Raw genomic sequence first — 14,171 nt, 5'->3', positions numbered from 1 at the left:
CGTTGGAGTGCGGCGGGCGCCCGGCGCGTCCGGCTCCGCCGTGCGCCGTCCCCCCGGCACCCGCCTCACCGTTGACGGCGGTCCTGACGTCGGCCACACCGGTCTCCCGCACGGAAACCCCTCCTCTGCACACGCCGCTCCCTTTACTTCCTGTTCAACGTCCGGACACGTCAACGGCTACGGCGGCGGACCGCCGCAAAGGATGGCACTTCATGGCGGATCAGGTGTGAGATATCCGTTTTGTAGCCAAACCCAGTGTGTCGGTCCGGTCACAGCTAGTACCGTCGACCCGCCGCTCCGCCAGGCCGCGGCACCGCCACGGAGAGGGCACGGAGGCTCCGCCATGGCATCGCCAGCCGCGAGATCAACGCCGTCCCAGCACGTTCCCGCCCAGCCCAACCGCGCCTTCCGGCAGTTGCGCGGCCGGCTGTCACCGGGCGAGTTCGCGGCGGCGGTGCGCCGCGCCGCGCGCGAGATCGGGGAGCAGGTCGCGTGCGACGCCCGTTACGTGGGCCGCGTCGAGGCCGGGGAGATCCGGTGCCCGAACTACGCCTACGAACGGGTGTTCCGGCACATGTTCCCCGGACTCACCCTCACGGACATGGGGTTCGCGCCCCGCGAGACGGTGCGCGGACGGCGGGCCCGGGCCGCCCGGGCGGACGACGCAAGAGAGGCGGGCGGCGGCACCAGTGCGCCGCCCGGTACACGGACAGGCGCCGGACCGGCTGCCGGGCACCCGGAAGGGCCCGGGGCCGGACCCGGTCGTCGCGACACGGACATCCAGACCGGCAAGGAGAGCGACGTGCTGCGTCGCGCGTTCATCACGGGCGGCCCGGCCGCCGCGCTGGGGCTCACCGCCCTGCCACCGTTCGTCCCGGAGGCCGCGGCCGGGCCCGGACTGCCGGACGCGGTGCCCCGCGTACCGCGCCCCTCCCCGGCGGACGGCCCCGGACGGGCCGGAGCGGCCGAGGCGGACGCCGTGGAGGAGGCGGTGCGCCGTATCCGGCTGCTGGACGACCGGCACGGCGGCGAGGGGCTCTACCGGCGCGCCGCGCAGCCGCTGCGGACCGCGTACGAGCTGCTGGACGCCGGGGTGCAGCGCAGCTCCGTCAGCGACCGCCTGCACGCGGGCGCGGGCGAACTGGCCATCTCCGTCGGCTGGCTCGCGCACGACTCCGGCCGCTTCGGTGATGCCCGGTCGCACTACGCCGAGGCGCTGGCCACCGCCCGGGTGGCCGGTGACGCGGCCCTGGAGGCGCACGCCTTCTGCAACACCGCCTTCCTGGCGCGCGACGCGAACCGCCCCCGGGAGGCCGTACGCGCCGCACAGGCCGCACAGCAGGCCGCGAAGAACCTGGGGTCGGCCCGCCTGCTGTCCCTCCTGGCGCTGCGCGAGGCGGGCGGCTGGGCGGGCCTGGGCGACCGCAGGAGCTGCGAGCAGGCGCTCCTGCGGGCCCAGCGGCTGCTCGCCCGGGGGCCGTCCGACAACGACCCCGAGTGGATGTCCTTCTACGGGGAGGCCGAGCTGGCGGGCCTGGAGGCGCAGTGCTGGTCCGCACTGGGCGAGCAGGGGCGCGCGGCGACGCACGCGCGCCGGGCGGTGGCGCTCCAGGACCCGCACTTCACCCGGAACATCGCCCTGTTCACCGCGGAGCTCGCGGGCGATCTCGCGCTCAGCCGGGCGCCCGAGGAGGCCGCGACGGCCGGTACCCGGGCGCTGGCACTCCTGGAGGACGTCAGGTCGGCCCGTATCCGCACGATGCTGGACGCGACGGCGCGGGCACTGCGGGCGTACCGGAACGGCGCGGGAAGGGCGGGCGACGAGGTCGGCACCTTCCTGGACCGGCACGCCGCCACCCGGCCGCCCGTGCGGACGACGGTCGGCAAGGGCGGGCGGCGAGCGGCGTACGGGGCGCGGCCGGGGCCGGGGCCGGGGCCGGGGCCGCAGAACGATGCGCATACGGCATGACCGGGCTCCGGGCGGAACGGGCCGGGGGTAGCGGACGGCCCGGGGGGAGGGTACGGCCTTCCGGGAGGGGCGAGGTCGGCTCGGTGAGGCGGGGTGCGGCCCCGAGGGGGCGGGGTACGGCCCCGAGAGGGCGGGGCGCGGCCCCGAGAGGGCAAGGCGCAACCCCGACAGGGCAAGGCGCGGCCCCGAAAGGGCGAGGTGCGGCCCCGAAAGGCGGCGGGCCGCTGTCCTCCGGGGCCGTCGCGCCGGGGTTCAGCCCAGGTGGCCGGTGTCGTTCCAGCGCTCGATGGCGGGCTCCCCGTACGCCCAGCCCAGTACGGACAGCGACGTCGGCTCCAGGCGGATGCGGGCGGCGAAGGAGACGTCCAGGCCGAGCCAGCGGGCCCCCAGGGAGCGCAGGATGTGGCCGTGCGCGAAGACCAGGACGTCCCGGTCGGCGGAGCGCGCCCATTCCACGACCTCGTCGGCCCGCGCCGCGACCTGGGCCAGCGTCTCGCCCTCGGGGACGCCGTCGCGCCAGATGAGCCAGTCCGGGCGCCCGGCCTTGATGTCGGCCGGGGTCAGGCCCTCGTACGCGCCGTAGTCGACCTCCATCAGCGCGTCCCAGTCCTGGGCCCGGTCGCCGAATCCGGCCAGCTCGCAGGTCTCCTTCGCGCGCACCAGGGGGCTGGTGCGGACCTCGACGTCCGGCAGGCCGTCCCAGGGCGCGCGGTGCAGCCGCTCCCCCAGGAGCTTGGCGCCGCGGCGGCCCTCCTCCAGGAGCGGAATGTCCGTACGGCCGGTGTGCTTGCCGGACAGGGACCACTCCGTCTGCCCGTGCCGGGCCAGCAGAATGCGCGGTGCCATGGGAAATACCTCTGGCCGATTGCTCGGCTCTTCCGTCTTCGGAGCCCGCTCCGGGGCTGTGCTGCTCGACTGGTGCGCGTCCGGTGCTCGTCCGGCGCCCGGCTCGCGTCGCCTCGTTGCGGTGGCCGTCCGTTCCATCATCGCGCATCGCCCGGCACCACCGGGGTGGACCCCTCCCCGCCGGGAGCTTCGCGCCGTACGGCGTACGGTGGAGGGTCGGCGTTTTCCGCGCCGACGGGTGCCGCCCCCGCGCCGCACCCCCTCGCACCAGGCCCGCGACCGATCCGCCACGGGCCACGCATGTTGGAGAACGACCAGGATGGACGCCGTAGCGCGCCGCCCAGCGGCAGCCGGCAGCCGGCTCCGGTGGTGGACGGAACTGCCACTGCTCGCCCTCGTGTACGCGGCCTATTCCGCGGGCCGTCTCGTGGCCCGCGGCGACGCGCACACCGCCGCCGGGCACGGGCGGACGATCCTGCGGTGGGAAGAGCTGCTGCGGCTCGACCCGGAGCGCGCGCTGAATCGTCTCTTCACCGCCATGCCCGCTCTCGGCGTCCCCGCCGACTTCGCGTACGCCTCGCTGCACTACCTGGTCACACCCCTGGTCCTGGTGTGGCTGTGGAACCGGCGCCCCGGGCACTACCGCGCGCTCCGTACATGGCTCATGCTCGCCACCCTCATCGGGCTGGTCGGCTTCACGCTGCTGCCGACCGCGCCGCCCCGCCTGCTGGAGACGGGCAGCGGGTTCGCGGACACCATGGCGCAGTTCTCGTCCTACGGGTGGTGGGGCGAGGACGCGAGCGCGCCGCGCGGGCTCGGCGGCATGACGAACCAGTTCGCGGCGATGCCCAGCCTCCACGTGGGGTGGGCGCTGTGGTGCGGCGTGGTGCTGTGGCGGCACGGCCGGTCGCGGCTGACGCGGGCGCTGGGGGTGGCGTACCCGCTGCTGATCGTCCTGGTGGTGATGGGCACCGCCAACCACTACCTGCTCGACGCGCTGGCCGGTACGGCCGTGATGGGCCTGGGCCTGCTGCTGACGCGCCCGGCGCTGCGGCTGGCGGACGGGGTGCGCGGGCGGTTCCGGGCGGCCCGTCCGGGCGCGGGAACCGGCACGCACGCACCCGCGGCCGGCGCGGACACGCCTGCGGCCGGCGCGGAGAACGGCTCCCTCGCGGGTGCGCCGCGCGATCTTCCGGCCGCCGGGACGCCGGGGGCACACGCGAATGTCAGTGGCGGATGCCAGACTTCCGCGGGTGAACGTTTTCCGCGACAGCCGACCCGCCGCGGCCGACCGGCCGCCGGAGCAGCCGCCGCTGCCGCAGCCGACGACGGGGCTGCGACAGCGGCTCGGTGAGCTGCGCGGCCCCGGCGTACGGCCACGGCCGCTGGACGCCCGCGCGCTCGCCGCGCTGGCCGCCAACCCCGGCTGCCGCCGCCGCGCGCTGCTGGACGGCGCCGGGGTCGACAAGACGGCGCTCGCGGGCGCGCTCGGCTCGCCCGCGGCCTTCGGGCAGTCGCAGTTCGCGCTGGCCCGGGGCAACTCCTTCGAGGCCCGCGTCAAGGCGGACGGCGGCGCGGACCTGATGATGCTGCTGTACGAGCGCATGGGCGGCGGCGCGGAGGCCCCTGAGCCCGGCCGGGTCGCCGTCCCCGACCTGTCCGCCGCCGGTCCCGAGGGGCGTGCGGCCCGTACGGCGCTGGCCCTGCGCGAGGCCACCGCCACCGGCGGCTGGACCCTGCTGGACCATCCGCTGATCACCCTGGACGTCGCCGGGTCGCCCGCCTACCTGGAGCCGGACGCGGTCGTGGTGCATCCGGACGGCGGCTGGACGGTCGTGGAGATCAAGTCCTTCCCGATGATCGACGGTTCCGCCGATCCGGCGAAGGTGGGCGCGGCGGCCCGGCAGGCCGCGGTGTACGTACTGGCGCTGCAGCGGGTGGCCGCCCAGGTGCTCGCCAGTACGGGCCGTCCGGTGACGGTGCGGGACCAGGTACTGCTGGTCTGCCCCAAGGACTTCGCGAACCTCCCCACCGCCGAGGCCGTCGACATCCGTAAACAACTGGCGACGACCAGGCGGCAGTTGCAGCGGCTCACCAAGGTCGAGGAGATCGCCGGGCAGCTCCCACCCGGCACCACCTTCGACCTCCGGCTCGCGGACGACGGGAAGACCGTGACGCGGTCCGCCGCCGAGCTGGCCGAGGCGGTCGGGTCCGTGGACGCGGCGTACGCGCCGGAGTGCCTGTCCGCCTGCGAGCTGGCGTTCCACTGCCGGGAGCAGGCGCGCGCCGCGGGCGCCGTGGAGTCGCTGGGCCGCGGGGTGCGCGGTGAGCTGGGCGGGCTGCGCACGGTCGGGGAGGTCCTGGCGGCGGCGCGCACGGAGGACGTGGCGGACGAGGCGACCGACGGGTCCGAGGGCGCGGGCGCCACCGCTGCCTGCTCTCCGGACGGGGACACGGACGCGCCCGCCGCCGAGGCACTGCGCCGGGCGGCGGCCCTGCGCGCCGAGGCGCTGGCCGGGGCCGGACCGGGCGGCCGGAGTGGCACAGCGGGGCGGGCCGACGGGGCCGAGGGGGTGCCGGCATGTCGTTGATCGAGGTGCTCGCCAGGATGGAGGCGGTGGCGGCGGGCCGCGCCCAGCCGCTGACGACGGTCCGGCACCGGCATCTGTCCGCCCGTCCGCTGGTGTTCGTCCCGCTGACGACCTCGGGTGAGGCGGGCGCCCCGCTGGGCGCGCTGGTCGGCACGGACCGCGAGAAGCCGCTGCTGCTCGCCGTACCCCAGCCGCGCGACCGTGACCTGCGGTTCGCGTTCCTCGCCGAGCTGGCCGAGGCCGTCCTGCCGTACGTGGACGGGTACGCGGACACCGTCGAGCTGGAGCAGCGCAAGGAGACCGACCCCGAGACCGGCAAGAAGGTCCCGGTCGAGGTCGAGCTGTGCGCCGACGCGCCGCAGATCGTCGTGCCGAGCGCGGCCGGTGTGGAGTACGTGCGCCTGCTGGGCCGGTCCATGCGGTTCCGGCGGACCGCCGACCAGGACCCGGACACCCCGCATCCGGCGCCGCCCCATGTGCCCCTGCTGGGGCGTTGGTTCACCCACTTCGGCGAGCGGGCCCGGGTGCCGGGCGCGAGCCTGCTGCTGCCGATGACCGGTCTGCTCGCCCGGCACTGGGCGACCGGCCAGAGCAACCTGGAGGACCAGCACCTGGGCGCGCTGCTCGCCTGGATCGACCCGCCCGAGGGCGAGCCCGGCGCGACGGCCGCGCGGCGCGCGGAGACGGCACGGGACGCGGACGGCCAGCTGCTGTGCCCGCCGGCCGGCCCGGCCACGGACCCGGCGTTCGACAACAAGCGCCTCGCCCCGGCGATGGCCCGGTACGACGCGGGGCTGCCCGGTGCCGAGGACGCGGTCCGCGAGCTGGTCGAAAGCCAGCTGCGTCCCGCCTGGGACGCCGTGTGGCACGGCATCGACCTGCTGCGGGCCCTGCCGGAGGGTTCCAGGGTGGCCGACCGCTGGAAGCGCGACCGCTGGTCGTACACCGGGCACCGCGACCGGGTACGGGCCGGTGAGCCGCCGCAGCCCAAGCGGGACGACGCCATCACGGCCGCCCGCAAGCTCGCTTCCCGGGAGACCGCCCAGGCGCAGCTGGACGCGCAGGAGGCGCTGGACGACCCGCTGGTCATGGCGGGCCGGCGGCTCACCGGGGAGGCGCTGGCCGGCGAGGTGACCGGCGTCGAGATGGCGTATTCGGAGGGCAAGCGGCCGATGCCGCGCCCGTTGGTGACGCTGACGACGGACGACCGGCCGCAGCTGACCGAAGGCGACAAGCTGTACCGCGCGCTGCCGGACGGGAAGGCCCAGCCCGCCGAGTTCGTCGCGTACACGGCGGACGGGCCGGGCGGGCTGGTCGTCCGGCTGACCGGCGGCATGGGGCGGGGGAAGACCCCGGAGCCCGGGTCAGTGCCCGAGCCCGGTGACAACGTGTGCTGGACCCTGTTCGAACACCAGCCACGCGGCGGACCGGAGCTGCCCGAGCCCGAGGACACGCCGTGGACGCACGGCGGGCCGCCCGTGGCCGACACCGCCGTACTGCCCGTGGACCAGCCCGATCCCGTCACCGCGGAGGACTTCCTGTGACCGAGGCCCGCCCCGCGCACCCCGACGTGCCCGCCGCCCGGCGGCCGGACGGCGCACCGCACGCCGCACCGGGCGTACCGCCGGCCGCCCCCGGGGCGTCACCGTACGGACCCGGCGCGGCGCCCTTCGACCCGGGCGCGGCGGCGGCCGCGGCCACCGACGCGATCGTGCACAGCACGCTGCACGGTACGCACCGCGGTGTCGTCGTCGACTCGCCGCCGGGCGCGGGCAAGTCCACGCTGGTGGTGCGGGCGGCCCGTGAACTGGCCGCGGCCGGACGCCCGTTGATGATCGTCGCGCAGACCAACGCGCAGGTGGACGACCTGGTGCTGCGGATCGCCGAGAAGGACCCCGAGCTGCCGGTGGGCCGGCTGCACAGCAGCGAGCCGGGCGCGTTCGACCCCGCGCTGGCGGAACTGCCCGCCGTCCGTACGTCGGCCAAGGTCGCCGATCTGGCAGGGCTGGACATCGTCGTCTCGACGGCCGCCAAGTGGGCGTACACGAAGGTCGACGAGCCATGGCAGCACGCCATCGTGGACGAGGCGTACCAGATGCGCTCGGACGCGCTGCTGGCCGTCGGCGGGCTGTTCGAACGGGCGCTGTTCGTGGGCGATCCGGGGCAGTTGGACCCGTTCAGCGTGGTCGGTGCCGAGCAGTGGGCCGGGCTCGCCTACGACCCGTCGGCCAGCGCCGTGACGACGCTGCTGGCGCACAACCCCGGCCTGCCGCAGCACCGGCTGCCGGTGTCGTGGCGGCTGCCCGCCTCCGCGGCGCGGCTGGTCTCCGACGCGTTCTACCCGTACACGCCGTTCCGCAGCGGCACGGACCACGGCGACCGGCGGCTCGCCTTCGGGGTGCCCTCCGACGGCTCGGGGGTGGACCGGGTGCTGGACGAGGCCGCCGAGTCCGGCTGGGGCCTGCTCGAACTGCCCGCCCGCCACACCCCGCGTACGGACCCGGAGGCGGTGCACGCCATCGCGCGGGTGGTGCGGCGGCTGCTCGACCGGGGCGGCGCGGCCACCAGCGAGCGCGGCCCCGATCCGGTGCCGCTGACCGCCGACCGGATCGCGGTCGGCACGGCCCACCGCGACCAGGCGGCGGCGGTACGGGCCGCGCTGGCCGGACTCGGCGTCGGGGGCGTCGCGGTGGACACCGCCAACCGCCTCCAGGGACGGGAGTTCGACGTCACGGTCTTCCTGCACCCGCTCTCCGGCCGCCCCGACGCGACCGCCTTCCACTTGGAGACCGGCCGGTTGTGCGTACTGGCCTCGCGCCACCGGCACGCCTGCATCGTGGTCAGCCGGGCCGGCATACCGGAGCTGCTGGACGAGCACCCCTCGGCGGACCCCGTCCAGCTGGGCGTCACGGTCAAGTTCCCGGACGGCTGGGAGGCGAACCACGCGGTCCTGGCCCATCTGAACGAACATCGGGTGGCTTGGCGGCCCTGACCGGCCAGCGGTGAGGTCGGCGGAGAGGCCGCCGGTGCGCGGTCGGGCCGGAAGCCGCCGGAGCCGGCCGGTGCGCTGTCCGGGTGAGGCAGGGGCCGGATCAGGCACGGGCCGCGTCAGGCACGGGCCGGGCTGAGGCCGGACCAGGCCCGGCTGGACCGGGCCCGGCTGGACCGGGCCCGGCTGGACCGGGCCCGGCTGGACCGGGCCCGGCTGGACCGGGCCCGGCTGGGCCGGGCCGACCCGCGCAGTGTCGCGTACCGCCGCGCGCGCTGGGGCGCCCAGGGGCGGGTATCGGTCGGCGCGGCTCACTTGCGCCCGGGTGCGCCGCGCACGGCCGTACGGTGGCGGTACAGGCGCGGAACGGGGGCGCGCGGCGCGTGGTGTGCCGCCCCCGGCAGGCGGCTGAGCCCCGTAGGTGCGCGTCGCCAGGCACACTTGCGCGGCGCGGGACAATGGAACGCGGCACACGATCCAGGAGGTACGTACATGTCCGAGCCGCAACCGGCTTCCGACCCGCGCGGAGCTGCCTCCGCGCCCCGGCGCCTGAAACCGGCTCCGCTGCTCTTCGAGCCTCCGGAGGCCACGTCCGACCCCGAGCACTTCTTCGACCTGGAGTCCATCGAGGACCCCAAGGAGCTGCTCGCCCGCTCCACCGAGCTGACACTCGCCTTCCGCGCGGCGGCGGACCGGGCCACCGAGTTCCAGGCGATGGCGGCGGCCCACCTCGCCGACCCCCGGCGCTTCGACCGGCTGCCGCTCTCCGTGATCGCGGAGCGTGCGGACTGGACCGAGGACTACGCGGCGAAGATGGTCGAGTTCGGCCGCGGTCTGCTGCGCAACGGTGGCGGCAGCCGCCTGGACGCCACCGCCGACTGAACGGTTCAGCAGCTCCCGGCACCCGCCTCCCGGCCGCCTCGGCTCCGGACGGGCACCGCCCGGCCGGCCCGGCCCTCGCGTCCCCGCCCCACCGACCCGCCGTCGCATCCCCGCCCTCGCGCCCCGGCCCGTGATCCCGCTCGTGGATCATGGGCCGCCGGCATATGCGAGCGCGGGAACATACCCCATAGCGCCCCGTCCTGTCCGGATTTCAGCCATTCCGCAGAAACGGAACACCGCATACCGGTAAACCGGGGCCCATGAGCGACTGGCCCTCCGAACACCCCCGCCGACCCGCCCCCGCCGCCTTCCACACCGCGGCGTACGTCACCCTCGCCGGCGCCGACTGGCTCGCCTCCGCCGACCCGTGCCCCGAGAGCGTGCACGCCCGGTGGGCGTCCTGTCCGGAGGCGCCGAGCACGCTGCCGTGCGGCACGGTCTTCGACGTGATCAACGCGCCCGCGCTCTTCGGCCGCGACCTGGTGGACCGCTTATGGACCGCGGGGCCCGGGTCCGGCCCCGTCGCCACCCATCGCGGCCGCATCCTGCTGTTCGCCGAGCCCGGTACGGCCCGGCGGCTGCCCGCCCTGCTCGGCTGGGAGGAGTGGTCCGGCTCCGTACCGCCGCTGCTCTGCCACGGACCGGGCGACGCCGTGACCATCCCGCCCCTCTTCCCCCAGCGGCCACCGCAGTCCGACCCGCCCCACGCACCCCACAGCGGTCAGGACCTCACCGCCTCCCGCTGGCTGGTGGCCCCGGACGTACGCCACCCCTGGCTCCCCGGGCCGGGCGCCCTCCTCTGGGCCTGCATACGTGCCGCCCGGCGCGCCACCACCGTCGCCGCCGCAGCACCCGACGGTGCCGTCGCCACCGCGGCACGCGACAGCCCCGACGCCCTCGCCGAACCCACCACCACCCGAACGGCGCCAACCCTCACCCCACCCCTGTGACCAGCGCCACCACCGCCCCGGGCCCCTGGAACACGGGCCCGTACCGGGCTTCCCGCCCCGCGCACCCCGGTGCGGGGCGGGCCTCGCTGAATCGATTTTTGCGCCACCCGATCAGGATGCTAATGTTTTCCACGTCAGCAGGCGCCGCTAGCTCAGTTGGTTAGAGCAGCTGACTCTTAATCAGCGGGTCCGGGGTTCGAGTCCCTGGCGGCGCACCGACAGAAGAAGGCCCCCACCTCGGTGGGGGCCTTCTTCGTACGCCCAAAAGCCGGGAAGCCTGGAAGCCGTAAGCCGGGAACCCGGGAACCGGGAAGCCGGGGCGGGCGCCCGGCCGGGCCCGGACACCCGCCCTCAGCCGCTCCGCTCCACCTTGACCGTCCAGTCCCCCGAGGACGACCGCCCGTACACCTGTACCCGCACCCCGTCCTCGGTGGCGTCCAGGCTTTCGCCTTCGCCGAGCGGCGCATCAGCAAGCCGGGGGAATACGGAAGTCCCCCAACACGCCTCGGTACCGGGGTGTCCGTCCAGCACCTCCACCGGACCGCTCCCGGACGCGGTCTCGCTGTGCACGCGGTAGACCAGGACGCCCTCGGCGCAGACGTCGTGATCGTTGCCCACCGCGCCGCGCGCCTCGACGGCCAGCGCGCTGCGCGGACCGGTGCGGACGACCAGCAGCCGCGCCCGCCGCCCGTCGCCCGGCCCCATGGGGGCGGACACCGGCCGCAGGGTGTGCACGGAGGAGCGCCGCTCCCGGCCGAGGGAGACGCAGGTCACCTGGCGGCCGCCGAGCCAGCCGACCTTCCACTTGTGCCAGCCGAAGGGGTCGGGGGCGAGGCCGAACTGGCTGCCCATGAGGTCCCAGTCGCCCACGTGCGTGTCCCAGTCGCCCTTGCCCTCCTGGGGCCGGTGGTAGAGGTCCGGCAGGTCGAAGACGTGGCCGGTCTCGTGGGCGAGCACGTTGCGGTCCGGCGGGCTCTGCTCGAAGAGCGTGACGAACCGGCTGAGGTCCGCGTCGTCGGCGCGCAGCGGGCGGTCGAGGTTGACGACCTTGGTGGCGTCGGAGTCGACGCCGGCCGCGTCCGGGTCGGCGACGAGGTAGACGACGTCGTAGCGGCTGAAGTCCACCGAGCCGTCGGCGGCGGCGACCGCGTCCCGGAGGTAGGCGGCGCGGTCGCCGGCTGCCCAGTCCCGGCGTATGCCGTACGTGCTGGAGTTCTGCGGCATCCGTACCCAGCGGCGCTGGATGTCGGGGCGCAGGGTGAAGCGGCCGTAGGACGCGCGCTCGAAGAAGCGGGTGGTGGCCGGGAAGTAGTCGGCGGCCAGTTCGCGAGGGTCGGCGACCGGCTCGGAGTCGGGGAAGGACAGGAAGACCATGACGGCGTCAAGGGTGCGGACCGGGCGCGGGTAGGCGCGGTTCCAGGTGTCCAGGCCCTCGGAGTGGTGGGCGTCGGTACGGGCCAGGGCGCAGGGCGGCGAGCCCTCGGACGCGGTGGCGGGGCCCGCGATGACGGAGGTGGCTATGACGGCGCTGAGGGAGGTGGCCACGGCGGCCACCCGGCGCAGCGCGCGACGGCCCACCTCCGGAGGTTGCTGGGCGCGTGGCACATCGACCTCCCGGTACGGATTCGGAGCACCCTCACCACCTTGTGGGGAATTGCCGGATTCCGTCCTGTTCCGGGGCCCCAGACGAGTGACCGGCCCAACTCCCCACCCCGTAACGGAAAGTCACTATCGATCGTTGACCGGATACGCACGAACACAGCCGGACGGAAATGGCCAAACTTCCGCCACAGGTGCCGATGATCACGGTTACGTCGCTGGATAGGCCCTTGCGGCAGCCTCTATGATCGCCACACTTTCCAGCGCGGATTCCCCCCTCCATCACGAGACAAGCGCCATGCGGGAGCGAGCAGTGAGCGGATACCCCGGCGGCACGGGCCGCGCGCCCGGAACGACGCTCTCCGCGGTGACGGAGCGTAAAGAACCGACCAATGAATCCGACGGAGGTCCGGACGGCGCCTCCGACCCGGCCCCCACCGGCGGCCCCACCGCGGCCGACGGCCCCGTCCGGTCCTCCACGGCCGGCGGACACCCCCAGAACGGCGAGTCCCGGTCCGGCCCGCCCGGCGAGCCGCGGACCGGCGTCCGGGGCGAACCCGACGCCGGTGACGGCTCGGCGGCCTCGCTGCGCGACTACCGCGCCGCCTTCCGGGCCGCCCGCGCCCCGCTGGCCGTGCTGAACCGCGACGGCCTGGTGCTCGCCGCCAACCCCGCCTTCGGCGAACTGGTCGGCGCGGCACCGGACGACCTGGTCGCGGCCACCGCCGCCGACCTGACCGAGCTGGGCACCGACCCGCGCATCTGGGCCGCGTACCGGGAGGTCCTGCGCGGCCACAGCGACCGATTGCGGTGCACCCGGCGGCTGAAACATCCCGACGGGCAGTTCCTGTGGGCCGAGGTGACGGTCGAGCCGCTGCCGGACGAGGACTGCGTCCTGCTGTCCGTGGCGGACATCAGCGACCGGCACGACCTGCTGGCCCGGCTGCGCCACCTCCAGATGCACGACCCGGTGACCCGGCTGCCCAACCGCGCGCTGTTCTTCGAGCGGCTCGCGGGCGCGCTGGAGTCGGCCGCCTTCGAGCAGCACGGTACGGGCCGGGTCGGCCTGTGCTACCTCGACCTGGACGGCTTCAAGGCCGTCAACGACACCCTCGGGCACCGCGTCGGCGACCGGCTGCTGAGCGCGGTGGCGCAGCGCCTGACGCACTGCGCCGAGAGTCTGGCCGAGCGCGGCGCGGTGCGCGGCGGCAGCGGCCACCTGGTGGCGCGGCTGGGCGGCGACGAGTTCGCCCTCCTGGTGGAGGACTCGGCCGGTACCGAACAACTCGCCGAACTGGCACAGCGCGTCCTGGACGCGCTCCAGCGGCCGTTCGACCTGGCCGGTCAGCGGCTGTCGGTCTCGGCGAGCATCGGCGTCGTGGAGCGCGCGGCGACCGGCACCACGGCGACCGGCCTGATGCAGGCCGCGGACACCACGCTGTACTGGGCGAAGGAGGACGGCAAGGCCCGCTGGACGCTCTTCGACCCCGAGCGCAACGCGCACCGGATGACCCGGCAGGCGCTGTCCAGCACGCTGCGGCCGGCGGTGGACCGCGGCGAGTTCACCCTGGAGTACCAGCCGCTGGTCGGGCTCGGTGACGGGCGGGCGCAGGGCGTCGAGGCGCTGGTGCGCTGGCGGCATCCGCAGTTCGGCACACTGTCGCCGAATCGGTTCATCGGATTGGCGGAGGAGAACGGCTCGATCGTCGAGCTGGGCCGCTGGGTGCTGGCCCGCGCCTGCCACCAGGCCCGCGCCTGGCAGCTGGCCCGCCCCGGCGCCGAGCCGCTGTTCGTCAGCGTGAACGTCGCCGTACGCCAGGTGTGGGACTCCGACCTGGTCGCGGACGTGGCGGGCATCCTCGCCGAGACCGGCCTGCCGCCCGCCCTGCTCCAGCTGGAGCTGACCGAGTCGGCCGTGATGGGCTCGGCCGGGCGCCCGCTCCAGGCGCTCCAGGCGCTGAGCGAGATGGGCGTACGGATCGCCATCGACGACTTCGGCACCGGCTACTCGAACCTGGCCTACCTCAGCCGGCTGCCGGTGTCCGTGCTGAAGCTGGACGGCTCCTTCGTGCGGGGCTTCCGTTCGCAGGAGCATCCGAACCCGGCGGACGAGACGATCGTGGAGGCGCTGGTGGCGCTCGCGCACCGGCTGGGCCTGACGGTCACCGCGGAGTGCGTGGAGAGCGCCGAACAGGCGGAACGGTTGCGCCGTATCGGCTGTGACACCGGGCAGGGGTGGCTGTACTCCCGCCCGGTGCCGCCGGACCGGGTCTGCGATCTGATCGGGGCGGGGCGGGAGACCGGCGCGTAGCAGCTGCGAGGGGAGTCGCGGAGGGAGCGGGCGA

Annotated in this window: 10 protein-coding genes, 1 tRNA gene and 1 pseudogene; 10 read left to right on the top strand and 2 right to left on the bottom strand. The window is 75.3% G+C overall.

The genetic code is table 11. From position 1 onward, the window contains the following. Positions 1-343: 343 nt before the first annotated feature. Positions 344-1,969 (top strand): ATP-binding protein, encoded by a 1,626-nt coding sequence (locus OEIGOIKO_RS26770; RefSeq protein WP_246177549.1) that lies wholly within the window; start codon positions 344-346, stop codon positions 1,967-1,969. Between the two features lie 252 nt (positions 1,970-2,221). Here OEIGOIKO_RS26770 and OEIGOIKO_RS26765 read toward each other — a convergent pair whose 3' ends face one another. Further along, on the bottom strand, positions 2,222-2,815 hold the full coding sequence (locus OEIGOIKO_RS26765; protein WP_125046833.1) for a histidine phosphatase family protein: 594 nt from the start codon (positions 2,813-2,815) through the stop codon (positions 2,222-2,224). Between the two features lie 319 nt (positions 2,816-3,134). On the opposite strand from OEIGOIKO_RS26765, the gene OEIGOIKO_RS26760 reads away from it, so the two are divergent. From OEIGOIKO_RS26760 to OEIGOIKO_RS26725, 8 genes and pseudogenes are all read left to right on the top strand, one after another. Beyond that, positions 3,135-4,169 (top strand): phosphatase PAP2 family protein, encoded by a 1,035-nt coding sequence (locus tag OEIGOIKO_RS26760; protein WP_125056136.1) that lies wholly within the window; start codon positions 3,135-3,137, stop codon positions 4,167-4,169. Then, positions 4,069-5,406, top strand: a complete 1,338-nt coding sequence (locus tag OEIGOIKO_RS26755; RefSeq protein ID WP_371858969.1) for a hypothetical protein — start codon at positions 4,069-4,071, stop codon at positions 5,404-5,406. The genes OEIGOIKO_RS26760 and OEIGOIKO_RS26755 overlap by 101 nt, the downstream gene beginning before the upstream one ends. Beyond that, a complete protein-coding gene (locus tag OEIGOIKO_RS26750) occupies positions 5,397-6,950 on the top strand; it encodes a hypothetical protein (RefSeq protein WP_125056135.1) in 1,554 nt (517 codons plus the stop codon). The genes OEIGOIKO_RS26755 and OEIGOIKO_RS26750 overlap by 10 nt, the downstream gene beginning before the upstream one ends. Positions 6,951-7,114: 164 nt before the next feature. Next, positions 7,115-8,398: an AAA domain-containing protein gene (locus OEIGOIKO_RS26745; RefSeq protein ID WP_125058977.1), complete on the top strand. Its 1,284-nt coding sequence runs from the start codon at positions 7,115-7,117 to the stop codon at positions 8,396-8,398. Positions 8,399-8,497: 99 nt separating this feature from the next. After that, positions 8,498-8,626 (top strand): annotated as a pseudogene (locus OEIGOIKO_RS43985) (pentapeptide repeat-containing protein); the annotation flags it as partial. Positions 8,627-8,887: 261 nt separating this feature from the next. Next, a complete protein-coding gene (locus tag OEIGOIKO_RS26735; RefSeq protein ID WP_031011254.1) occupies positions 8,888-9,277 on the top strand; it encodes a hypothetical protein in 390 nt (129 codons plus the stop codon). A 260-nt stretch (positions 9,278-9,537) separates the two neighbouring features. After that, positions 9,538-10,227: a hypothetical protein gene (locus OEIGOIKO_RS26730; protein ID WP_246177548.1), complete on the top strand. Its 690-nt coding sequence runs from the start codon at positions 9,538-9,540 to the stop codon at positions 10,225-10,227. 141 nt (positions 10,228-10,368) lie between these two features. Next, a tRNA-Lys gene (locus OEIGOIKO_RS26725) sits at positions 10,369-10,442 on the top strand. Positions 10,443-10,578: 136 nt separating this feature from the next. Here the strand turns inward: OEIGOIKO_RS26725 and OEIGOIKO_RS26720 are convergent. Beyond that, positions 10,579-11,805, bottom strand: a complete 1,227-nt coding sequence (locus OEIGOIKO_RS26720) for a M6 family metalloprotease domain-containing protein (RefSeq protein WP_246177547.1) — start codon at positions 11,803-11,805, stop codon at positions 10,579-10,581. Between the two features lie 265 nt (positions 11,806-12,070). Between OEIGOIKO_RS26720 and OEIGOIKO_RS26715 the strand changes: the two genes are divergently transcribed. Then, positions 12,071-14,137 (top strand): putative bifunctional diguanylate cyclase/phosphodiesterase, encoded by a 2,067-nt coding sequence (locus tag OEIGOIKO_RS26715; RefSeq protein WP_246177546.1) that lies wholly within the window; start codon positions 12,071-12,073, stop codon positions 14,135-14,137. The last annotated feature ends 34 nt before the right edge of the window (positions 14,138-14,171 follow it).

The sequence above is a fragment of the Streptomyces paromomycinus genome, from assembly GCF_003865155.1.
Lineage (GTDB): Bacteria > Actinomycetota > Actinomycetes > Streptomycetales > Streptomycetaceae > Streptomyces > Streptomyces chrestomyceticus.
This window is presented reverse-complemented; position numbering and strand designations above follow the sequence as displayed.